We start from the raw sequence: 22,602 nt of genomic DNA, 5'->3' as shown, positions 1-22,602 counted from the left end.
GCTCAATCCGTCAACGACATAATCTCAAAGTCTCTGAAACTCTTCTTAAACAACATCCCAGGAAACACAGATGGCACAAAACTGATGCGGACTCAACTCGATCCCTAATCCCTATTCCCTGTCTTTCGATACCACTCCACCGTCCGCACCAGCCCTTCGCGGAAGTCCACACTCGGCCGATATCCAAGCAGTTCCTGAGCCAGCGAAATGTCCGCCAGAGAATGCCGAATGTCACCCGCACGCTCCGCGGCATAAGCCACAGCTCCCGCATATCCGGTGATTTCCCGCAGCACCTCCGCAACCTGGTTCAATGTAATCCGAACCCCGGTCGCCACATTCATCACCCGCCCCGATACCCGCTCCGCAGGAGCATCCGCCGCCAGCAGATTCGCCTCCACCGTGTTCTGAATGAAAGTGAAATCCCGGCTAGTCTCCCCGTCGCCATAAATCGTAGGTTCTTCCCCCGCCAGCATCTTCCGGCAAAACACCGCGAGCACTCCCGAATACTGCGAAGTTGGATCTTGATACGGCCCAAACACATTGAAGTACCGCAGCGAAACCGTCTCCATCCCATACACCCTGGCAAACGAACGCATATAGTGCTCGCCCGTCAACTTCGCCACAGCATACGGAGAGATCGGATTCGGCAGCATCTCCTCATGCTTCGGCAGCGTCGGCGTATCCCCATACGCCGACGACGAAGCCGCATACACCACCCTGCGCACCCCGGCCTCCTTCGCAGCCCAAAGCAGATTCACCGTAGCATCCACGCAGGCCACATTCGAAGCAATCGGGTCCATCACCGACCGGGGCACGGAAGGCAACGCCGCCTCATGAAAGACAACCTCCACGCCCGCGCAAACCGCACGGCAAACGTCCAGATCAGCCAGATCCCCCTGGACAAACTCCATCCTCTCCAGGCCTACAAGATTCTCGCGCTTGCCCGTGGCAAAATTATCGACCCCGCGCACCTCCTCGCCCCGCTCCAACAACGCCGCCGCAATCGACCGCCCGATAAACCCCGCCGCTCCAGTCACCAGATACTTCGCCACTCCAACATCCTCCAACACACAAACCTCAGCATACAACCCAGGAATCCGGCGCATCCGGGTATCGCCTCATGGTCCGTGCGAAGGGCACGGACTGCCAAGCCGATCAACTCAAACTGGCCTTTAGCCTCTGGGCCAGCCAGGAACCAAACTGCATTCTGCCCGCTTCGGGAATCCGCACAATACTCGCGCCGCGAGAGCCCCGCTAAAGCCCGCGAGCCCTAAGCACCGCTTTACAATCAAGAAGACATGACCACTGCCGCCCCCACCAGACTCCAAGCCCTCAAGCTCAAAATGGAAACCCGCGAAGCCCGCATCGGTATCGTTGGCATGGGCTACGTCGGCCTGCCCCTCACTCTGCTCTTCAGCAACGAAGGCTTCCGCGTCACCGGCTTCGACATCGAGCCGGCCAAAGTCGCCACCCTCAACAGCGGTGGCTCCTACATCGTCCGCATCCCGCCCGACTCCATCCAGCAGGCGCAGAAAAAGGGCTTCCACGCCACCGCCGACTACTCCGAAGTCGCCCAGATGGACGCGGTCATCATCTGCGTTCCCACTCCGCTCAACGACTACCACGAGCCAGACCTGCGCTACGTCCGCGAAACCGTCGAATCCATCGCCCCATACGTCAACGAGGGCCAGCTCATCGTCCTCGAAAGCACAACCTACCCCGGCACCACCGAAGAACTGGTCGTCCCGCGCCTCGAAAAGGGAAATCCATCCGGCCTCAAAGTCGCCCGCGTCGCTGATGAACCCGGCATCCATGTTGCCTTCTCGCCAGAGCGCGAAGACCCAGGCAACGACACCGTAGCCCGTCACGATATCCCCAAAGTCGTCGGCGGCTGCGGCCCCGCCGCCCTCGAATTAGCCTCCGCCATGTACGGCAGCATCTTCCGCAAGGTAGTCCCGGTCAGCTCAACCTCCGTAGCCGAGATGACCAAGCTCCTCGAAAACATCTACCGCTGCGTCAACATCGCCCTCGTCAACGAACTCAAGCAACTCTGCATGAAGATGGACATCGACATCCACGAAGTCATCGACGCCGCCAAGACCAAACCCTTCGGTTTTCAGCCTTTCTATCCCGGCCCCGGCCTCGGCGGCCATTGCATTCCCATCGACCCGTTCTATCTCTCGTGGAAAGCCAAGCAGTTCGACTTCCACACCCGCTTCATCGAACTGGCCGGCGAAGTCAACACCGCCATGCCCTACTTCGTCTTGGAACAGATCGCAGCCGGCCTCAACGAACACAGCAAATCCATCAAAGGCTCAAATATCCTGGTTTTAGGATTAGCCTACAAACGCGACGTAGACGACCTCCGCGAATCACCCTCCCTGACCATCCTTGAACTCCTACGCCATCGCGGAGCCAGCGTAGCCTATAACGATCCATATTTCCCCACCGTAGGCCATGGCCGCCACTACGCCCTCAACATGATCAACACCCCGCTCGATAACCTTGGCAGTTACGACGCGGTAGTCATCGTCACCGACCATTCCACCTACAACTACAAAGAAATCGTCGAGCAGTCGAAGTTAGTCATCGATACCCGCAACGCCACCAAAGGCATAACCAGCCCTAAGATCCTCCGGTGCTAGACCAAAGTCACTTGACCGCACTTCGCACCGGGAATAAAAAGGCTGAGCGTCTTACCTTTCGCGCAACGATTTCGTGAAGGAGTATAGTCACCGCTATGTCTAGCGACCGCGAGGAAATGCTCCTGGCAATCGAGAATGGCGAGTTTCACCCCTATTTCCAGCCGCTCGTCATCCTTCGCACCGGCCAGTTGCAAGGCTTCGAAATACTGGCGCGCTGGAAGCATCCCCAGAGGGGATGGGTTCAACCAGACGCATTTATCCCCTTAGCGGAAAGAGACGGCTGGATTGACGCGTTAACCGCAGAATTGCTGCGCAAGGCATTATCCGCCGCCGCGACACTGCCCCCTTCGCTCACGCTCGCAGTCAACATGTCTCCCAGTCAGTTACGCAGTCTCACTCTGCCAGGACAGATCCAATGCGCGGCGCACTCCGCGGGCTTTTCCCTGGACCGGCTCATCATCGAAATTACCGAGAACGCTTTAGCGGATGACATGGAGCACGCGCGGTCGGTAACGCACGAATACAAGTCGATGGGCTGCAAGCTTGCGCTGGATGATTTTGGAACGGGATCTTCCAGTCTCTTGCATCTGCAGTCCCTGCCCTTCGACGAACTGAAGGTGGACCGCAGTTTTGTAAGTTCCATGACCCAAAAACGAGAGAGCCGGAAGATCGTCGCTGCCGTGGTAGGTCTTGGCCAGGGACTCGGGCTAACCACGGTCGCCGAAGGCGTCGAGACTCAGGAGCAAGCCGACATGCTTCTCTGGATGGGCTGCGAACTCGGGCAGGGCTGGTTCTTTGGACGTCCCAGGCCAGTCGAGGAGCTTGCTACCACCGTCTCGGTCCCACGGCATGCGCTGACTCCGCATTTCTCGACCGATGCGAAAGGCCGTGTCTCTCTGAGTAGTTTGGAAGCCCTGCCCACCCAGCGTCTCGCTCAACTTCAGGCTATCTACGACGGCGCTCCCGTTGGTCTCGCATTCCTGGATTGCAACCTTCGGCACCTGAGCGTCAACCGGAGACTCGCCGACATGAACGGAATTGCAATGGAAGAGCATCTCGGCAAGACAGTCGCAGAGATCATTCCAGAGATCTTCCCGCACATTGAACCCTTTATCCGGCGCGCGCTCAAAGGCGAGGCAATTCCCGGCGTCGAGATAACCCGCCCAGCTTCCGGCGCAAATGGAGAACGAACGATACTCATGTCCTACGAACCGGCGCGCGACGAAGCAAGAGAAGTGGTTGGCGTCTCGGTCGCCCTCGTAGACGTTACCGAACTCAGACAATCCGAGAAAGCGCGCCGCGAAACCGAAGAGCACTTCCGCCACATGCTGGAGCTTCTTCCACAAATTCCCTGGATTATCGATGCTGAAGGCCGCGCCTTGGACGTCAGCCAGCGTTGGTTGGACATCACAGGAATGACCGACGACCAGTGGAGAGGGTTCGGCTGGCTCGACGCACTCCATCCCGATGATCTCGAACCGACTCTGGAAATAATGCGCGCCTCGCTTCAAACAGGCCACCCCATCGATCTGGAATATCGCGTTCGACGTCCGGGCGGGGAGTGGAAAAGACTTCGAGCACGGGGAGCAGCCCGTTTCGACGAAGACGGAAAGATCCTATGCTGGTACGGTTGCCTCGAGCATGTGGACGAGGACTCACCTGGTGGGTCAGTTTGAAGGGTACGGGCTGGTAGGCCGGGGTTTTAACCCCGGCGCACAAGGCGATCAGTTCAAACCGTGCTTTAACCCCCTGAGGGTTGGCCCTTTTCAAATTGACCTAACTCGCAAAAATCGGCGGTCCCACCAATTCCATCTCATATCGCCTAAAAAATGCAGCATCCTGCACCGGAGGATTCGGTATCGCAGTCGCCCGCAGAAAATCCTCCATCTTCCCCGCCGGATTGAACGCAATCACCATCCGTCCCGGCTTTTCCCCCACCGACGAAAACGTGTGCGGAACACCGCGCGGCCCCAGCACGGAATCGCCCGCTCGCAACTGCTTCCGGCCATCGCCAATCTGAAACAAAACCTCGCCCTCCATCACATAAAACCACTCTTCCTGATGCAAATGAAGATGCAGCGGAGGCCCTCCCTTAACCAGCCCGACATGCTCAATGATGAACATGCCGCCGTTCGTCTCGCGCGGCAGCACTTTGAAGAGAATCGAGCTGTATCCACGCGAGTGCGCCTCCCACAGCCTGTCCTGCCCGGCAGTCACCACATGGACCTGATCGGAAGAAGGAGATTCAGAGCCATGACTCAGCGCAAGAGCTTGAAGTCCAGCGGTCGGTATAAACGCAGCAGCAGACTTGAGAAACGATCGACGTTTCAAACAGTGCCTCCTGAAGGGGAACAGAATGGCGGGAATTATAGTCCCCATTCTGGCCGCAAGCGAGATCAATCCAACAGCCGCGCACGCACAAACCGGACCAACTCCGGCACCAACCACTGTCCCGCCACCAACCCGAACACAGGCTTCCGCAAAAAAGGCGATTCAAATTCCTCCGGCGAAAGACCATTGGCGAGTACCAGCGCATCCACGCCTCCCACGCACTCCCGCAGCGAAGGCTTCCACTCCGATTCCGTCCCCGCCAGCACCGCAATCGAACACACCCGCTCACCTCGACTCGCAACAACTCCAGCAGCAATCCGGTTCGACTCAACCAGCAACGCATCGCACTCCGGCGCGCAGTTCCTGACCTCGCCAATCAACGCAGCCGCCCGTGATTCCGAAGCGCCACTAATCAAAAACGACCGTCGCGCTCCCGACGCCAGATACCTCCCCGTATCTTTGTCCGAACCCTCATCAAGCTCTTCCCAAACTTCCTCGCCCACGTCATGCAAATGCGGAGTAACCTTGACCGCCATCCACTGCAACTCAGGCATAGCAGCAATCAGCGCACATCCAACCGCTGTCTTCCCCGCCCCACGCCCACTCCCGGCAATCACCAGTACCGCCACAGGCACTCCTGTCCTGACCACAAAAGTGGGTGCCCCATTCTTGTCGCAGCCTCATCGCGACAAGGGTGGGATAAACAAATCCCCATGCAGAAAGGTTCTTAGTCCTTCTTCCGCCGAGCCAGCCGTGTCAAAGTAGCAAGCTCCCGCAGATACTCCCGCAGCGGCTTCGCCGGAGTCCCCCAAAGCACCGTCCCGCGCGTCGTAAGCGTCTTCCCCGAAAGCACACCAGCCTGCCCGCCCAGAATCACGCCATCCCCCACATGCGCATGGTCCCCGATCCCAACCTGCCCCGCCAGAATCGCCCCTTTGCCCACACTCGAAGACCCCGAAATCCCAGTCTGCGAAGCAATCACCACATCCTCGCCGATATCGCAGTTGTGCCCGATGTGCACCAGGTTGTCCAGCTTCACGCCGCGTCGAATTCGCGTCTCAGCCAGCGCCCCGCGATCGATTGTGCTATTCGCGCCAATCTCCACGTCATCCTCGATCACCAGCGTTCCTTGCTGCGGAAACTGCGTATACGCACCCGTCTCCCGATCGCGAACATACCCAAAACCATCCGCTCCCAACACCGCTCCGGCATGAATCACAACGCGATCCCCAACTTGAGTTCCCGGATACAACACCACCCGCGGATAAATCCGGCAATGCTCGCCAATCCGCACTCCATTCCCAATCACCGCCCCGGCCTCGACACGGCTAAACTCGCCAATTACCGCCCCATGCCCCACGACTGCACCTGCACCAATCGAAACCGTCTCAGCGACATGCGCGTCCGGGGAGATGGTCGCCGCAGGATGCCATCCCATCGCCGGCAGCGGCTCAGCCAGCAGCCGCGCCGCCTTCGCAAACCATAGCCGCGGTTGCGCAGTAGCAATCACGGCTGCCCGGCCAGTTTCGTCAGGACGGTAATCCGCCGGAACCACCACAGCGCTCGCCCATCCGCTCAAAGCCCGAGTGACAGCAGCCTCATTCTCACCGAAGACAAGGTCCAATTCCTTCGCCTGTTCGACATCGGCCACGCCAGCCAGCAGCGTCTCCCGATCACCCTGCACCAGATCACCGCCAAGTCGATCGATCAGTTCCCCAACAGTCACAGAAATCCCCCCCTCAATTGAGCAGTCCCAAATCTGGGTGTCCCATCGGTATCCCATTCTTGACACGCTTTTTGTGGCAAGGGTGGGCTCCAGCGATTAGCGGCGTCCGAATCAATCAGAAATAAACCGGATCATCCCCCGCCGGCCGCGTCTTCCATCGCCGATGAATCCACAGCCACTGATCCGGATAGCGCCGCACCCAGGACTCAATCACCGAAGTGCACGCCTGCGTGAGAGCAACAATATCCGATTCCGAATCGCCTGTCGCCGCAAACTCGATCCGCTCGCCAAAATGCAACACATAGCGCCGCTCCGCAGCCTCCCACACCAGAAACCCCGGTACCACTGCCGCGCCAGTCTTCAGCGCCACCCGCGCCAGCCCCGAAGCCGTACAAGCAGACGTTCCAAAGAAGTCCACAAACACTCCCTGCGGAGGAGTCATATTCGTATCCATGAGAATCCCGACGCTCTCGCCCTGGCGCATCGCCGTGATCAACCCGCGCGCAAAGTCATCTTTGTGCAGCACCCGGTTGCCGTGCAGGCACCGTATCCGATTCACAAGTCCATCCAGCCGCCGGTTATCCAGCCGCCGAATCACCATTCCCATCGGATGTCCCATCAACGAGTGATAAAAGCTCGAAAGCTCCCAGGCCCCAAGATGCCCCGTCAGGATGAGAACACCCTTGCCGCGCGACTCCGCCTCTAGAAATCGCTCCAGCCCCTCATAGCGAATCCAGTCTGCCGTATTCTCCGGCGTATACCGCTCCATGCGGCAAAACTCCGCCAGTTGCCAACCGAGATTGCGATAGAGTCTCTTGAGTATCCGCCACCGCTCATCGTCAGACATTTCGGGCATCGCGAGCTCAAGGTTGCGCAACCCTGTGCGACGCAACCGGCCGGCAACCGCATACACCAACCGTCCTACCCCAGCCCCCAGCAGGCGTGCCACCGAGCGCGGAAGCCAGCCCAGACCATGCGCAATGAACCATACTAGCCAATACTCGATAGTTTCCGTCATTCCGTCCGCAAGGCAATTGCCTTCCCAAGTGTAAACGCCTCAGAACGGGGACTAGGGAATAGAGAATAGGACAGACAGAGGGCTGGGACACAGGGACAAGGACACAGCAATAGAAGGCAAGCACTTCCAAATAGAAAAGGGAACAGCGTTCATCAGGTCCAGATGCAGCAATAGTTGCTGCATCTGGACCGAGACTCGCTATTCCCTGTTCCCTGTTGCCTATTCCCTGCCGTTAGTTATTCTTGGCATCCACAAACGCCTTGGCGACAGTTCGAACAAACGGCACCGCTCCCGGCGGCACCGCAATATCGCCATGGAGGATAGTGCGGAATCCATGCGCCTGTCCGTAATACGCTTCCGTATCATCGGTGCTCTGCGATACCGATGCGCCGTTGAGATCGATTCCCGCAAACAGTCCCTTGCTGCGCGAATAAGTCAGCAGTTCCGCGCCCATTTTCCAGTCCGTGGACGCCTGCGAGTTGCGCCCAACTGGTCCAGCCGAGGCCGAAGCGTCGCCGCCGATCTTGAACTTGCTCTTCAACAGATCCTGAAAGCCATGATCATTCACGGCAACCAGCACCAGATCCGTTGCCTGGCCGCCAATTTGAAATCCAAAGGAGCCGCCTGCCAGCGTAATAAATGCCGGAGCGCTCCAGCCATGGCCGGTACGGCACGTCACGACGCCCCGCCCGTATTCGGCGCCTACAATGAAAGCGCCCTTCTTAAGGCTGGGGATCACGGCAACGCAGGTCGCCTGCTTCAGAATACCCAGGGGAATGGTGTTGTCCGGTGTGTTCACAATTTCATCCACGACCACCTTGGCCGCATCAACGCGATCCTGCAAATCCTCATGCGAAGCGGCGGCCCGTGCCGTGCCGGTCGTCAAACCTGGGATTAGAAGACCCAGGCAAAGTGCAAGAAATGGGGAAGTGATCTTTTTCATACGTTCTCTCCTGTTTTGCGAAGCTTTATTGCGCTCCGCTGTCAAAACTACATGCCATTCCGTGTCGAATGCAATAGTGGCCCGACCGTGGACTAACCCCGCTTCGACAATTGCCCAGCTATTCCCAACTGGTATGACGCCATTCGCCCCAAAAAGGTTGGAAGGAGCAGAACAGGAATACGAATATGCGTTAACAGCATGCCGAACTAATCGCGCAAAAAAAAGAGGACTTCACCGGAACGATGGTTTCCATCTCCCCGTTGAAGTCCATTCCCCAGATCTGCGTTGTTACGTCTGTATAATCCGGTACACAAATAAATAAGACAACATGACGAACGGGCACTGTCTGGAAGTAACTTATGCTATTGCACGCCAATAAACTCACCTAATAACATGAAACATAAATCGCGCGTCATGTAGCATGATTATCTTGGCTCCGCACAAATTCCTTCTAATAAGAATCGTCATTAAAAGTTTCTAATCATGAATGCGGAAGCCACCCCATGTTGTGGGTCAGCATGAAGGGTTCGAACGTCAGTTCGCACACTAAGGAACCTCCGAACAATCCCGGGTTCAGGCTGCTTTGAAAGGGCGTGGCTTCAGCTACGTCTTGGAGTCAAACCACTCAACCGGCTTTAGCCGCCGAGGGAATGTTTTGACGATCGCAATTTCAAGTTATGGAACTTCGACAAGGACTCTTGCGTCCGGTTACATCACCGGGCTTAAGCCTCTGGGGGTCGCCCCACTCTTCGAACCAACCCCCTTACCAACTTAGGCAATGGCATCACAAGCGGCTCATATCGCCAGACTCCGCTGTTCTCGCAGTGAACCCTGCGTCACGCGCACAGAGAGGGACACGCGATTGTCCACTCCCGTCTTTCGCATCAGGCTGGCGACGTATGCCTTGACAGTCCGCTCTTCTATGCCAAGTTCATCTGCGATCTCTCGATTCGAACACGCATTCATAATAAGATCCAGCACCTGCCGTTCCCGCGGACTAAAAGTGGGAGCCGCGGGCTCCATCATTGGGACGCTCTGACTCATGAACCCGTCCAGGAGTTTTGAGATCAGCCGGCGCGGCGCCCAGATAGATCCCTCAATGACAACCTCCATCGCCTGCCGGACAACCTGCGGCCCGCAGCTTGGGTCGAGATACGCGCGTGCGCCTGCCGTAATCGCTCGCAAAATGAATTCCTCAGCTCCAGACGGGCCAAGCAAAGCCTGCCGAATATCCGGACGTATTCGGCGCACCATCCCCTGCGTTTCCATCCACCCAGGATCGCTTCCCACATCCAGGATCAGGTACGCAAGAGAAGTGTCGCCGAGAAGCGTCTCGATCTCGCCGGCCACAATCTCTATGGTCGGATGATCCTCGAATGCGCTATGAACTCCCGTTCGTCTAATCGGTTCATTTGAAAATAGACCCACTCTGGTGGGTTGATAACTGCGCACAGCCTGCATAGCCCGCCTTGCCAAAGTCTTTTTTCATGAACCGGTCATTCCAGCACACTAGCGTCCAACTCGCGCCTCTAAAGAAGCAGGCACAATAAGGCGACGCACCATGTCATGTTGGTCACATGGCTTGCACTCATGAAGGTAACATTGACGAGATTTTAACTCTGAAGCAATAAAAGCGGCAAGCATTTTCCTGAGCTGAGAAAAGCCTGCCGATTACATCCTGTTACTGTCGTGAATTAGAAATCTTTAACCCTGCGCATTACAAACGAGGCAGAACAATCCCTTGTTGTTTCTGGTACTTGCCTTTACGGTCTGCGTAACTCACTTCGCATGGCTCAGAGCCACGGAAGAAAAGAATCTGACACAGCCCCTCGTTGGCATAGACACGCGCAGGCAACGGCGTCGTATTGGAGATTTCCAGCGTCACGTACCCCTCCCACTCCGGCTCAAAGGGAGTGACATTGACAATAATTCCGCATCGCGCGTACGTCGACTTCCCTACGCAGATGCTGATCACATCCCGGGGAATGCGAAAATACTCCACCGACCGGGCCAGCGCAAAAGAATTGGGTGGAACAATCACCGATTCCGCTTGTACGCTCACAAACGATCGCTCATCGAAAGCCTTGGGGTCGATGATCGCGCTGTTGACATTGGTAAAGATCTTGAACTCATCGGAGACACGCAGATCATAGCCATAAGACGAAAGGCCATACGAAATCACACCCTCTCGAACCTGTTTTTCGCTGAAGGGCTCAATCATTCCGTGCTGGAGCGCCTGTTCCCGAATCCAGCGATCACTTTGAATAGACATTCTGACAATTTCCTCTCGTCCCGCGCTTGTAGTGGATCAGTTTGAAGGGTACGGGCTTCAGCCCGTACATTGAATCTTGCAATATCCGGGGGCTTTAGCCCCTGAGGGTTTGCCTTTTTTTCAAACTACCCAGCCCCTCGTGTCGTTTATGCTGACGCGAAGTCCCTAAGTTGTTTATGGTATTGGAGTACGCGAAGATTGACAACGGAGCCAACTCCCAATAGCATCTCGCCAGTAGGACACTCCTGCGGGCCACAGCACAAGGGCGCCAAATTCTCTTCGATTGAGGGGCTAGGACATTGATCAAGCAGGATATAGTGCACCACGTTATTGAGCGGACCGGCTTGCCGCGGGCCAAAGCGGAAGCGGCCGTAGACACTGTATTTGAGGGGCTCAAACAGGCGTTGGCCGCCGGTGACCGCATCGAGTTGCGCGGATTCGGCGTCTTCAGCGTTCGTCCTCGCAAGACCGGCATTGGCCGCAATCCCAGAACCGGCACCGAAGTCAGCATTGCGCCTGGTAAAGCAGTTCGTTTCAAGCCAGGCAAGGAACTTCATGCGCTGGATTCTTCCTCCAGTCAGGGTTGACCGTCCCCGCCATTTGCCGGCGTCTGGCGGCACTCGGATGATCCTGATCTACCTATGGCTCCAAAGCGGGAAGACGCAAGTTGAGCAATTCATTGTGGGAAACTTCCCGGGACTCAAGCTCAGGCCCGAAGGTCTTGGCTGAGACAAACCCGTTAGTACACAATGTGCGGATTCCCATTACCTCCTGCTGGCGCGAGTACGGTCTTCCTGCCGTGCTGCTCGCCGTCAGTGTGGTCACGACCACAGCCATCGGCGCCCGATTCATGCAGAACTTCCTGGACGGCCTGCCCACGGTAGTCAACGAGGGTGATCTCTGGCCCTGGCCCTGGCTGATCGAGCATCCCAGCCGATTCCTGCTCGGCTGGCCCTTTTCGTCAGCGCTGCTGGCCATTCTTCTCGCCCACGAATTCGGCCATTACTTCGCCTGCCGGGCACACGGCATTCGTGCGACCCTCCCGTGGGTCTTGCCGGCACCCACCCTCAGCGGCACCGCCGGCGCAGTCATCCAAATCCGCAGCCGCATTCCCAACCGCCGGGCGCTCATGGATGTCGGAGTTTCCGGCCCCTTGATCGGCTACTGCGCCTCGCTCGTCGTAATCGCCATCGGCTTCCTGCTCTCGCGAACGGCACCAATGCCTCCGTCAGCCCAGGCCGCCCCGATCATCGGATTCGGCAACTCGCTTACCTTGAACGTCGTGCACAGCGCATTGGCCCGGTTCTACCCGGCCACGCCGTCCTTTGAACTGGCGCTACGTCACCCTGTCCTCGTCGCAGGATGGGTCGGCCTCTTCATTACGTCCCTGAACCTGATTCCCGGCGGCCAGCTAGACGGCGGACACATCCTCTACGCCATCTCTCCCCGCCTGCATCGCGGCCTGAGATTCATCTTGCCGATCGCACTCATCCTCGCTGGAATCTTCTTCTGGATCGGCTGGGTTCTCTGGGGCCTGCTCTTGTTCATTCCCGCCATGCGCCATCCGCGAGTGCCCACCGACGAACCCCTGGACCGTAAGCGAATCCTGCTCAGCGCCGCCGCCTTGTGCGTCCTGGCGCTAACATTCTCCGCCGCTCCATTTCCCGGCACATCCATCCTGCACTACATCCGGTAGCGCGATAAGTAGCTGCAATAGGTAACGGGTCCGTTTGAAGGACGCAGGCCTCAGCCCGTACATAAACTGCGAGAAGGGATGGGGGAGGGCGCCACACCAAACGTCTAAAATCGCACTCTAAGGAACCGGAGCGGTCTATGCGACCGGTCCGACCACGGAGGGCGTTAGATCTCATATATCCCCGCAGTAGTCGGAGCTTAATGTTCGCTGATACGAAAGTATCGATCGATACCTTCGTCCAATGGCCGCCCCTTATTTTCTCTGACTTAATCAACACATCGGCTTCACGGCTGTTCTCGAGTGGCCGAAGATGTCTAGATTCGGAGGCGGCTGGCGGCAGCTACACCTCTTTCTTACAGTCAACCGCAGAAGGAGTCAGAAGATGGGAAAGTACAGCGAATTCGAAACTAGGAGACAACCCTGGTTCGATGAGTCCAATTTCAACGGCTTCAACTTTGCCATCCCGATGAAGACCATGGTGATCTATTGCGTTGATCCGCGCGCATCCGACATCCCGCAGGCGGTCGCCGGGCATTTTGGGGACGAGGTCTACCCGGGCGAGGTCATTCTCGACGAAGCCGGAAACCGGGTTGGTTCCACGCGGACCCTATTCACCGTGACGAACGCAGGCGGCCGTGCCGCATCTGCCCTGATGACGGTAGCGGAGATGGATTACTTGTTCCACGTCCAAAATGTCGTTGTGGTTCACCACTCGTTTTGCGGCACTTCTTCGTTCATTCCAGAGCGCGTCTTCAGGAAGTTCCACGATGATTATCACGCTGATATCTCGACGTTGTTTGATCGCGATAGCCTGGCCATTCCGGATTTCGAGAAGTCGCTCCAGTACGATCTTGAGCTGCTTCGCGCGAGCCCGGCAGTGCCGAAGCATGTCAAGCTCTACGGCTTCTTCTACGAGATCAATTCCGGCAAGTTGACCGAGGTGTTGCGGGATATTCCTGCATTGACGGCAGTGTAAATAAGCGAGGACAGCGGCGCGACTGCGCGCAGCACTGCAGCACCCCACCATTGCTGCAGGCCCCTCCTTTGCCTTTATTCAAGCTGCTCCATACAAGCAGAGAATGTGAATCTTCCTAATTGACCGGCTTGTTCAGTGCTTGTTCAAGGCCTGCTCAGATCAACCACCTGCCCCCTTACGGTGCGCCTTTGACCTCCACCGCACTCCCCGGCACCGGCCGCTCAACCAGTTCTCGGGAAGCGGTGTGCTGTACTTTAAGCAGATGTCCATTCTGCGCAAATGTCAGATTCCATTGCATCGCCTTCGTATGCGGAGTCTCATCGTCAAAGCGGACCTCTGCGCCCCCTTTGGCGGAAACGATCAGTATCGCAGGAGCCAACAGCGGATAAACCTCCGCCCCGGGCGTCTGCGCAAGCAGGGCAGCCCGTACATGTCCGCCAGCCAACGCCGTGTAGCAAAGCCCCAGGGTCAGCCAGTCAGGCGAGAGACCGTCATGCCCCTCCAGAACTATGTGGTTGAAGTCGTTTATAGTGAGCGCATTCGACGGAGCGGGCGTAAACAGCGAATAGCTGCGCCGCCGCACCGGAATCACCCGCACATGACCCTCGCCGCGCGGAATCACAGCCGAGAACAGCGTCACGTCCCCTGGCCCATTGTTGCGGCTATACTCCAGAATCACGTGCTGCGGAAACACGGGGCAGACTGCCTGCTCGTAGCCCCAGCTTCCCTGTTCTTTGCCATCATTCCGGAGATCGAAGCCCAGCAAGCCCGCTCGCCGGACGATCTCCGCCTGGTTGGCGTCTGCCAGTTCCCTGTCCGTCGCCGACATCCGCTCCGGCGAACGAAACTCCAGAGCCTGCCCAGCCTGTCCGTGCCCAGTCCTGGCATCCAGTGGAAACGGCGAAGGCGTCTCCCTGGGGTGAATCACTCCTACAGTCAGACCGTGTGTATCCCCAGTCCCGTGATTAGACCCGTGATTAGTCCCGAGATCAGACCCGGGATTGGCCCCGGCAGCCGTCTGAGCCTGCACCCGCCAGCACGAACCTAGGCCAGCCAACACGACAAGAATAAGCCAAATCTGAAATAAACAAGCCTTCATATCTGGATTAAAGCTTACCATCCACCCAAAGAGGTCGCCGTAACGAGTGGACCCAGAAGCAAACGGGGCATCCGCAAGAGATGCCCCGCCATGCCCATTTGTTCGATTCAAAACCCATCCATCTATTAGCTAGCTGCCTTCTTGTGCGCCGCTGAAGGCTTGTGAGGTGCTGCCGGCTTCTTCGCGGTCTGGAGCTCTCCATCGCGCAGAATAATCTGAGCCGGGCTCTGCGTGTAAGAGTCGAACGTTCCGATCAGGTTGGTGATATCCGTGCCCACTGCCGGAATTTCCTTGTCCGTCAGCGGCGTTTTCATGTTGATCGTGAAGTCGGGCTTCTTGTCCGCCTTCGCGTCGTCGGTCACTGCAAGCTGAATCTGGCTCGCGGTGGCGACCAGCACCGTTCCCGGAATCTGCGTGACCTGGTCCTTCAGCAGCGCCCAGAGCTTCTCCGCATTCTCCTTCGAGGCATTGGCAAGAATGTATTCCTTGTCAGCCAGCGCCAGCGTAGAGAGATCCGGCGTGCTCGCTACGACGCCGTCAGCAATGTCCTTCGATGTCGGGGCGGGGTCGATTTTGAAATCCGGCGGAGGGAAGATCGTCGTCGCGGCAAGAGCGAGAACCTTGTCGAAGCCGTCCTCTTTTCCGTGGAAGCGCTTGTAATAGTACTTGGCCTGCTTATCGATGACCGGTTTGTAGTTGGCAGGAGCAAAATTCTCGGCACGCGCCAGGAACCATACTCCGTTGACAAAATCCGGAGGGGTCAGCTGCGTATACGTCTGGCCGAGCAGCAGGGTGTCGTTCAACCCTGGAGCCTTTGTGGTGCCGTCCGGGTTATTCTTCGCCAGGTACTCGAGCTCAGTGCGGAACGCCGCAACCGCACCCGGGAGATCTTTCTTCGAAACCAGCAGATCATTGGACAGAATCGAATAGAAGACGGGGTCCGTGGCAGCCTTCTGCTTCGTAAAGTCATCGTCCTTCACGTCGGCCGGCTTGGTCGCCGCCAAGCCCTTGGTGGCCATCGCCGCCGCATCGTCCAGCAACTGTGGGGCCTGGGCCGGCGTGGTCGCAGCCTGCTGCTTCTCGAGAGCAGCGACCAGATACATCGCCTTCAGGTTATTCGGATCAATCTGCAGCAGCTTCTTCGCCGTGTCAATGGTCTTGACAGGATCAGTTGCCGCATAAGCATCGACCAGATCGTTCAGCACCGCTTTCTTCACAATGCTCTGCGGATACTGCGTCAGAAACCCTTCACAGGCGGAAGCTTTTGCCTGAGGCGTGGTTTGCGTCGTGCAATTCTGATAGGCGTTGAACTCCGCAGGATCTTTGATGGTGAGCTGGTCGCCGGCAGCCGGAGCCGGGGCCTGCGCCAGAAGGGCGGGCGCAGTAGCCAGTGTGAGCCCTGCCAGCGCAAGCACAGAGGCGGACGCAGACGCGAAGACGGACGCGAGGAGAAACTTCTTCATTCAATGCTCCTGGGAGATCAAAAAGATCATAATCGATGCAACACGCGCAAGGGAACGATTTGCCAACAACTGCCAAACAGAATTAGATGCTGGATCCCAGGGTAGCCGATATTCGGGTCCTGCCTTCCATGCGGTGATGTGGGGATTATAGAAACACAGGCCGGAAGTGACAAGCGGCGAATCAGACATTCCCGGAATGCTCCGGTTGTAATAGGAAAACAAGTTCCGCTTGTTCCGCCAGGAACGCGTCGTGGCCATGGTCTGTGATCATCTCTCGGTACGTCACACACGCTCCGTTCCCGCAAGCCACCTCCCGAACCGCCTCAGCCAATCGCCGCACATCCGCCGGGGGAAATAGCCAATCCGAGCTGATACCGATAAATGTCAGTTCCGCCCGAATCCTCCCGAAGGCCTCCTGTGCGTCGCGATATCCCCGCGTCGGCTCCCACGTGTCCATGGTTCTCAGAATCGCCAGATAGGCGTTTGCATCGAAGCGCTCCAGAAATCGCTCGCCCTGATAATCCAGAAATCCGGCAACATCAAACCGCCCTCCGGACCCGGCATCGGCTCTCAAACCACCCCCGTGCTCATCCAGCGCCCACGGATCTTCGCCGTTTCGATTCGGATTCCGACCGAATCGCTCAGAAAAAAGCGGAGCGGACTTGTAGCTGAGCATCGCAATCTGCCGCGCCAGGGCGAGCCCCCTCTGCGGCTGCCGCTGCGGCAGATATCTTCCCTCCAGCCACTCCGGGTCGTTCTGAATCGCACGCCGCTGCACATGATTCAACGCCAATCCCATTGCGCCCAGCGGAGCAACGCCGATCACAACCGCACGATGTACCCGCTCCGGAAACAGAATCGCCCAATCCAGCGCCTGCATCCCGCCGATCGATCCTCCGATAACCAGCCGCAACGAGGCGATGTCAAGCGAGTCCAACAGCCGGGCCTGCGCCCGGACATTGTCGCGAATGGAGATCAGCGGAAACTCCGGCCCATATACCTGCCCGGTCTCCGGATCCACCGAACCCGGCCCCGTAGACCCGTAACAAGATCCCAGCAGATTCACGCAGATCACGCAATCCTGCCGTAGATCGACGATCCCGCCAGAACCCTGACCAGTCCCGGCGTCCGATCCGGCAACCTGCCCGAAAAGCTCCGGCCACCAAAGCCCAACCAGCGCCGAGCCGGACAGCGCATGGCATACCAGCACCGCATTGTCCTTTGCCGCATTCAGCCGCCCGTAGACCGAGTAATGCAGCGTTGGATTCGCCAGCGTCCGCCCGCAATCGAGCAGCAGATGTTCCTCCAGAACAAAATCTCCCTCGTATGTCGGCGCAGGCGCTCGACCTTGAGCGCCTGCGCTTCCACTCGTTGTCCGTTCTGAAGTCTCCGTCTCAGACTGAGTCACAACGCTCACTGCGCCACCAGCTCCTGCCTCTTCCCGGGCGTAGCCTTGGCAATCGCCTGGTCGAGGTCGGCAAGAATATCCCGAATATCTTCAATCCCCACCGACAACCGCACCAGCTCCGCCGAAACTCCCGTCGACTCCTGCTCCTCCGCCGTAAGCTGCTGATGCGTCGTCGAAGCCGGATGAATCACCAGCGACTTAGCATCCCCGATATTCGCCACATGCGAAAACAGCTTCAGCGAATCGATCAACGTCTTCCCAGCTTCGTACCCACCCTTAATTCCAAACGTGACCAACGCACCCTGCCCCGTAGGCAGATACTTCTGCGCCCGCGTATAAAACTTGCTCGACTCCAGCCCCGGATAGTTCACCCACTCCACGCCGGGATGCCGTTCCAGATAACGCGCAACGGCAAGAGCATTCTGCGAATGCCGCTCCAGCCGCAGATGCAGCGTCTCAATCCCCTGCAGAAGCAGGAACGAACTGAACGGCGACAAAGCCGCACCCGTATCCCGCAATCCCTGCACCCTGGCCTTCAAAATAAAGGCTAGCGGACCAAACGCTTCCGCATAAGAAAGTCCATGGTACGAAGGATCAGGCGTCGTAAACTCGGCAAACCGCCCTGAAGCCGCCCAATCGAATTTCCCGGCATCCACGATCACCCCGCCAATCGTAGTCCCATGCCCGCCCAGAAACTTCGTCGCCGAATTCACCACAATATCCGCGCCCCACTCAATCGGCCTCACCAGCGCCGGCGACGGAGTCGTGTTGTCCACCACCAGCGGCAGCCCATGCTCATGCGCAATCGCGGCAAACCGCTCCAGATCCACCACATCCAGCTTGGGATTCCCCAGACTCTCGGTATAGATCGCCCTGGTCTTGTCGTTGATCGCAGCCCGCAGCCCGTCAAAATCGTCCGCATCCACAAACCGAACCGTAATTCCCAGTCGCGGCAGCGTGTAGTGAAACAGGTTGTAAGTCCCGCCATACAGCGAAGTCGTAGAGATGATCTCATCTCCCGCCGCCGCCAACGTCGTAATCACCAGCGTCTCCGCAGCCTGCCCCGACGCCGTGGCCAGCCCGGCCACGCCGCCCTCAAGCGCCGCAACCCGCTTCTCAAAAACATCCGTTGTCGGATTCATGATCCGCGTATAAATATTCCCAAACTCTTTCAATCCGAACAGCCGTCCGGCATGATCCGAATCCTGAAAGACATACGAAGTAGTCTGGTAAATCGGCACCGCCCGAGCGCCGGTTGTTGGGTCAGGCATCTGACCCGCATGAACAGCAAGAGTTCCAAGATGTTGCTTAGCCTGATCCGTATCGGACATCACATTCTCCTGATTCTGAATTTCAGATTCGGTTTCTTTTTTCAACCCAGCCCACAAGCTCTGTCATGAATGACGGACAAACTTTGTCATCCTGAGCAAAGCGAAGGATCTGCTTTTCTTCCCCACCGCAAACTGCAAAACGGCCCGAATCCTTGTGGACCCGGGCCGCTTTGCTTGAAACTGCTATGCGCTTATCGCATTCGCCGTCTCAGAACCGCAGCCACGGGCCCGCCACACATGCACATACAGCAGCACATGGCAGAGGAAATCGCGACAATCGGACTCTGATTCAACATCTCAATCAGTATTCTGCCCCAAACCGCAATTGTCAAATCATCTCAAGCCCGGCTAAGGTCCTGATTTGCCTTTGCTTTGAAAGGGGTGCAGCTTCAGCTACTCCTGAAACGCCACACTTGTATGCGGCTTTAGCCGACGAGGGAATACTTACACCAAAATTAAGACACTACTAAATTCCGGGTATTAACTACGCTGACTAACCCAACTGAACGAATGTTTGAGCCTCTCCCACATTTCTAGCGCGGCCTCATTCGTGACCGTTGCTTTTGGAAGGTCGCCTTCGCTGATCGTCCAGCCTCTGAGAATGATTTCTTGTACTGTACAGGCTTTTGGTTGGAGTTGAGCATCTAACCAAGGGTTCTTTACGAAAAGAGGCTGGCGTTGACCTACACTACACGCATATTTTTTCACCGTACAAATGAAGACGGAGACCAAGAGTCCCTATGCCCCGATTGCTTTCAGACAGTTGCGTTGGAAGTCCTTGAATGCGATTTGAAGCACGGAGAAGAACTCCACATCTGCCGGTTAGAGATCCTCGATAGACTGTGGGGTTCTAGAAAATTCATCCAAGAGTGAAATCATCGAGATGGGGTGACTTCTTGAAATGTTCCTCCTGCGGCAGTAGGCATATGCGCCCTTCGACTTTGCGTCTCTCGGATATTTCCCACTGCCTGATATTTAGATTCCCGGTTCGTTGCGTCCTCTGTGGAGAACGGTCACACTCCGGGCTGCTATCCGTCCTGCGCTTAAGAGCCTTGCGACAAAGGCATACATCGGACGAACGGTAAACAAGTTCGAGCCTAATGCCCGCGTCCATTGATATCTTTTCACGCGAATTGCGAATAAGCTTCCAACGTACAGGAGAGTGCTGGACGAAGTATATTTATGCCAAAATTAAACATCACCGAATATTGGGATTCGAGAGTATCCTGAAGCCTGCAGCTCTAGAATAGGATTAGAGCCACAGAACTGAGGCCAGCCATGGCCGATCGAAACGAGCAGCCTTTCCCGCACAGGCCGATTGCAGGCGGATTTATTGAATCAATCTGCCCCAAATGCTTCCTCATAATTGCCCGCGAGAAATTGAAAGCCGATCTGGAAGCGTTGGAAAAGATCCACGATTGCCGAGGGTTCAGCTTGTCCAGAATGCTTTACCCAGTCAATTCACAATAAAACCCACCTCGAATCTTGGGTGAATACCCTTGATACAGATGTGCAGCGCTTTGTTAGCCAACGTATTTATTACCAAATCCCGCAATGTTACTGAGCACAATCGAACATAGATAGAAATAAGCACTGTCCTATATTGCCCAGAACTTTCGCAGTAAAAAGACTAACATTCGAACCAATTGGCAGCGCAGGAGATATCACGTCTCTAAAGCAAACACTTTGTACATCCCAATCCGGATGCGACACGCCAAATGAAGGAGTAACACCGAAATGATCAATAACTTCAGAAACTCGAGTGTACTCATCTTAGCCATGGTTATGTGCGGAGCGTTGAATGCGCAGGAATCAAATCCGACGACTACGCCAAATCAACAAGGCTCCGGACCACTCAGTCAGGCCGAGATGCGCGACGGCATTCCGGTCTACAAGGTGCAGGTCGTAGGCCGCGACATCCCAGCCATCAACTATTTCCATCGCAGAAGCTCGACTAAGATCGCCTTCGAAGGCACAAGCCTTCTACCGAACGCCAAAGGCACCGCCAAAGTTGAGGCTCGAGCAGGCCGTACCTCCATCGAGGCCAACCTCGAAGGCTTGACCCCAGCCAACGGTTTCGGCAACGAGTACCTGACGTACGTTCTGTGGGCAATCACGCCAGAAGGCCGCCCCGTAAACCTCGGCGAAGTGCTCCCCACCGGCTCCAAAGACAAGAACCAGATCACCGTAACCTCGAACCTGCAAACGTTTGGATTGATCATTACCGCTGAACCCTACTTCGCCGTCACCATGCCCAGCGATATCGTCGTGGTGCAGAACGTCGTCATCGAAGACAAGACCCAGGGCGTAATCGAGCATGTAAATGCGCATTACTCCCTCCTGCCCCGCGGAGCATACGCCGAAACAGCGGGACGCCACGCTGTCCTCAATCCCATCACCCGCGACGAGCGTTCCCCTCTGGAACTCTACGAAGCCGTCAATGCAGTACAGATAGCAGAGGCCGCCGGAGCAGCCCAGTACGCCGACGACACCCTGAAGACCGCCAAGACAGCGCTCAAGAACGCCCAGGATCTCGATCTTCACAAGGACAACCGCAAAGAAACCATAACCTTCGCCCGCGAGGCCGTCCAATCCGCCGAAGACGCGCGCATCATCACCATCCGCAAATTGAAAGCGGAAGACGAAGCCGCCCAGCTAAAAGCAAAGCAAGACGCCGAACAATCCGCGCAGAATTCGCAAGCGGACGCCCAGAAGTCGCAGTTAGCAGCCGAGCAGGAAGCAGCCCATCGCGCGCAAGCCGAAGCCGCTGCTGCTGAAGCAGAAGCGCGAGCACAAAAGGCGCGCGACGCGCAAAAGGCAGCCGAAGCCAGCGCGCAGCAAGCCACCGCGCAAACCGAGCAGATGCGCGAACGCCTCAAAGAGCAGTTGAATGCAGTACTGCAAACCAAAGAAACAGCCCGCGGACTGATCGTAAACATGTCCGACGTGCTCTTCGACTTCAACAAGTACACGCTGAAACCGGAAGCCCGCGAAAAACTCGCCAAGGTTTCTGGAATCCTCCTCGCATACCCCAACCTCAAGCTGCAAGTCGAAGGCTACACCGACAACATCGGCTCCGATGAATACAACCAGAAGCTCTCCGAGCAGCGCGCCGATGGCGTACGCGATTATCTCGTATCGCAAAGCGTGCAGAACGGAAACGTCACCGCAGCCGGCTTCGGCAAGAGCGACCCGATCGCCGATAACTCATCCAATGCAGGCCGCGCCCAGAACAGACGCGTCCAGCTCGTAGTCTCTGGCGACGCCATCGGCATCCAGCAAGCCGCTCCCGGCGCACAGTCGCAAGTCGCGCCAGCCCCAGCCCCTCAACCTGTTGACAATCGAGCTTCCACTCAGCAACCAGCAACTCCCCAGAACTAATCCAACCTCTCGGGCACCCATCTCCACACATCCTCAATGTGTGGAGATGGGCTACACCACGCGTCTCCAATGGCCTGAGCGCCAGCACTCGCCTCGCAATTGTCCGCAGTCAAATCCCTATTCCTCTCAACGGTCCATAGTGCTCAGACGTAGACCATCCACACCGCTACGGTGAAGGACGTCGGAGCAGATCGATCTTTGCTCCGGCAATGGAGAGGAAACATCCACAGTCAGTCCCTGAAAAGCACTGACTCGTAGAACATTCGCTGTCAGATAGAGCCGGGCGGACTCAACCCAAACGGCCTTCCCACGA

Annotated in this window: 18 protein-coding genes; 6 read left to right on the top strand and 12 right to left on the bottom strand. The window is 57.0% G+C overall.

Annotated features, from left to right (window positions below; genetic code table 11):
* Positions 1–104: 104 nt before the first annotated feature.
* Positions 105–1,106: an SDR family oxidoreductase gene (locus OHL23_RS10535; RefSeq protein WP_317891674.1), complete on the bottom strand. Its 1,002-nt coding sequence runs from the start codon at positions 1,104–1,106 to the stop codon at positions 105–107.
* A gap of 192 nt (positions 1,107–1,298) precedes the next feature.
* Here OHL23_RS10535 and OHL23_RS10530 point away from each other — a divergent pair, with 192 nt between their 5' ends.
* Both OHL23_RS10530 and OHL23_RS10525 read left to right on the top strand, forming a co-directional pair.
* Positions 1,299–2,645, top strand: a complete 1,347-nt coding sequence (locus OHL23_RS10530; RefSeq protein ID WP_263351847.1) for a nucleotide sugar dehydrogenase — start codon at positions 1,299–1,301, stop codon at positions 2,643–2,645.
* A gap of 95 nt (positions 2,646–2,740) precedes the next feature.
* Positions 2,741–4,321, top strand: coding sequence for a sensor domain-containing phosphodiesterase (locus OHL23_RS10525; RefSeq protein WP_263351846.1), 1,581 nt, complete (start codon positions 2,741–2,743; stop codon positions 4,319–4,321).
* A gap of 100 nt (positions 4,322–4,421) precedes the next feature.
* Here the strand turns inward: OHL23_RS10525 and OHL23_RS10520 are convergent, their stop codons facing one another.
* The 7 genes from OHL23_RS10520 to dcd all read right to left on the bottom strand — a co-directional run bounded on the left by OHL23_RS10520 (position 4,422) and on the right by dcd (position 10,935).
* Complete coding sequence (locus OHL23_RS10520; protein WP_263351845.1) at positions 4,422–4,976, bottom strand: cupin domain-containing protein; 555 nt, start codon at positions 4,974–4,976, stop codon at positions 4,422–4,424.
* A gap of 65 nt (positions 4,977–5,041) precedes the next feature.
* On the bottom strand, positions 5,042–5,605 hold the full coding sequence (locus OHL23_RS10515) for a hypothetical protein (protein ID WP_263351844.1): 564 nt from the start codon (positions 5,603–5,605) through the stop codon (positions 5,042–5,044).
* A 98-nt stretch (positions 5,606–5,703) separates the two neighbouring features.
* Positions 5,704–6,702, bottom strand: a complete 999-nt coding sequence (gene lpxD / locus OHL23_RS10510) for a UDP-3-O-(3-hydroxymyristoyl)glucosamine N-acyltransferase (RefSeq protein ID WP_263351843.1) — start codon at positions 6,700–6,702, stop codon at positions 5,704–5,706.
* A gap of 115 nt (positions 6,703–6,817) precedes the next feature.
* The gene (locus tag OHL23_RS10505; protein ID WP_263351842.1) at positions 6,818–7,720 is read right to left on the bottom strand and encodes a lysophospholipid acyltransferase family protein; all 903 of its coding nucleotides are present in this window, start codon (positions 7,718–7,720) and stop codon (positions 6,818–6,820) included.
* A gap of 232 nt (positions 7,721–7,952) precedes the next feature.
* Complete coding sequence (locus tag OHL23_RS10500; RefSeq protein WP_263351841.1) at positions 7,953–8,663, bottom strand: lipid-binding SYLF domain-containing protein; 711 nt, start codon at positions 8,661–8,663, stop codon at positions 7,953–7,955.
* Positions 8,664–9,458: 795 nt separating this feature from the next.
* Complete coding sequence (locus OHL23_RS10495; RefSeq protein ID WP_263351840.1) at positions 9,459–10,139, bottom strand: response regulator transcription factor; 681 nt, start codon at positions 10,137–10,139, stop codon at positions 9,459–9,461.
* Between the two features lie 241 nt (positions 10,140–10,380).
* Positions 10,381–10,935, bottom strand: a complete 555-nt coding sequence (gene dcd / locus OHL23_RS10490; protein WP_263351839.1) for a dCTP deaminase — start codon at positions 10,933–10,935, stop codon at positions 10,381–10,383.
* 299 nt (positions 10,936–11,234) lie between these two features.
* Between dcd and OHL23_RS10485 the strand changes: the two genes are divergently transcribed.
* The 3 genes from OHL23_RS10485 (at position 11,235) to OHL23_RS10475 (ending at position 13,607) form a co-directional block, all read left to right on the top strand.
* Positions 11,235–11,522 carry an HU family DNA-binding protein gene (locus tag OHL23_RS10485; protein WP_263351838.1) on the top strand — a complete coding sequence of 96 codons (288 nt, stop codon included), beginning with the start codon at positions 11,235–11,237 and terminating at the stop codon, positions 11,520–11,522.
* Positions 11,523–11,656: 134 nt separating this feature from the next.
* Complete coding sequence (locus OHL23_RS10480) at positions 11,657–12,631, top strand: site-2 protease family protein (RefSeq protein ID WP_263351837.1); 975 nt, start codon at positions 11,657–11,659, stop codon at positions 12,629–12,631.
* Between the two features lie 382 nt (positions 12,632–13,013).
* The gene (locus tag OHL23_RS10475) at positions 13,014–13,607 is read left to right on the top strand and encodes a carbonic anhydrase (RefSeq protein WP_263351836.1); all 594 of its coding nucleotides are present in this window, start codon (positions 13,014–13,016) and stop codon (positions 13,605–13,607) included.
* A 175-nt stretch (positions 13,608–13,782) separates the two neighbouring features.
* Here the strand turns inward: OHL23_RS10475 and OHL23_RS10470 are convergent, their stop codons facing one another.
* The 4 genes from OHL23_RS10470 to OHL23_RS10455 all read right to left on the bottom strand — a co-directional run bounded on the left by OHL23_RS10470 (position 13,783) and on the right by OHL23_RS10455 (position 18,908).
* Entirely contained in the window at positions 13,783–14,817 is a 1,035-nt protein-coding gene (locus OHL23_RS10470) for a hypothetical protein (RefSeq protein ID WP_263351835.1), read from the bottom strand.
* 14 nt (positions 14,818–14,831) lie between these two features.
* Entirely contained in the window at positions 14,832–16,169 is a 1,338-nt protein-coding gene (locus tag OHL23_RS10465) for a hypothetical protein (protein ID WP_263351834.1), read from the bottom strand.
* A 181-nt stretch (positions 16,170–16,350) separates the two neighbouring features.
* Positions 16,351–17,586, bottom strand: a complete 1,236-nt coding sequence (gene metX / locus OHL23_RS10460) for a homoserine O-acetyltransferase MetX (protein WP_263351833.1) — start codon at positions 17,584–17,586, stop codon at positions 16,351–16,353.
* Positions 17,583–18,908 carry a homocysteine synthase gene (locus tag OHL23_RS10455; protein ID WP_263351832.1) on the bottom strand — a complete coding sequence of 442 codons (1,326 nt, stop codon included), beginning with the start codon at positions 18,906–18,908 and terminating at the stop codon, positions 17,583–17,585. Before OHL23_RS10455 ends, metX begins: the two co-directional genes overlap by 4 nt.
* Before the next feature lie 1,737 nt (positions 18,909–20,645).
* Here OHL23_RS10455 and OHL23_RS10450 point away from each other — a divergent pair.
* Complete coding sequence (locus OHL23_RS10450) at positions 20,646–22,289, top strand: OmpA family protein (protein WP_263351831.1); 1,644 nt, start codon at positions 20,646–20,648, stop codon at positions 22,287–22,289.
* Positions 22,290–22,602: the final 313 nt, after the last annotated feature.

Origin of the sequence: Acidicapsa acidisoli (assembly GCF_025685625.1) — a bacterium.
In the GTDB taxonomy this organism is placed as follows: Bacteria; Acidobacteriota; Terriglobia; order Terriglobales; family Acidobacteriaceae; genus Acidicapsa; species Acidicapsa acidisoli.
Note: the sequence above shows the minus strand (reverse complement) of the source record. Positions and strands in the feature narration are given on the sequence as shown.

Bases quoted from the DNA above. Each gene is read 5' to 3' on its own strand.
- dcd (WP_263351839.1), bottom strand. From the start codon at position 10,935: ATGTCTATTCAAAGTGATCGCTGGATTCGGGAACAGGCGCTCCAGCAC.
- OHL23_RS10475 (WP_263351836.1), top strand. From the start codon at position 13,014: ATGGGAAAGTACAGCGAATTCGAAACTAGGAGACAACCCTGGTTCGAT.
- OHL23_RS10525 (WP_263351846.1), top strand. From the start codon at position 2,741: ATGTCTAGCGACCGCGAGGAAATGCTCCTGGCAATCGAGAATGGCGAG.
- OHL23_RS10505 (WP_263351842.1), bottom strand. From the start codon at position 7,720: ATGACGGAAACTATCGAGTATTGGCTAGTATGGTTCATTGCGCATGGT.
- OHL23_RS10455 (WP_263351832.1), bottom strand. From the start codon at position 18,908: ATGTCCGATACGGATCAGGCTAAGCAACATCTTGGAACTCTTGCTGTT.
- OHL23_RS10530 (WP_263351847.1), top strand. From the start codon at position 1,299: ATGACCACTGCCGCCCCCACCAGACTCCAAGCCCTCAAGCTCAAAATG.
- OHL23_RS10535 (WP_317891674.1), bottom strand. From the start codon at position 1,106: ATGCGCCGGATTCCTGGGTTGTATGCTGAGGTTTGTGTGTTGGAGGAT.
- OHL23_RS10450 (WP_263351831.1), top strand. From the start codon at position 20,646: ATGATCAATAACTTCAGAAACTCGAGTGTACTCATCTTAGCCATGGTT.
- OHL23_RS10465 (WP_263351834.1), bottom strand. From the start codon at position 16,169: ATGAAGAAGTTTCTCCTCGCGTCCGTCTTCGCGTCTGCGTCCGCCTCT.
- OHL23_RS10500 (WP_263351841.1), bottom strand. From the start codon at position 8,663: ATGAAAAAGATCACTTCCCCATTTCTTGCACTTTGCCTGGGTCTTCTA.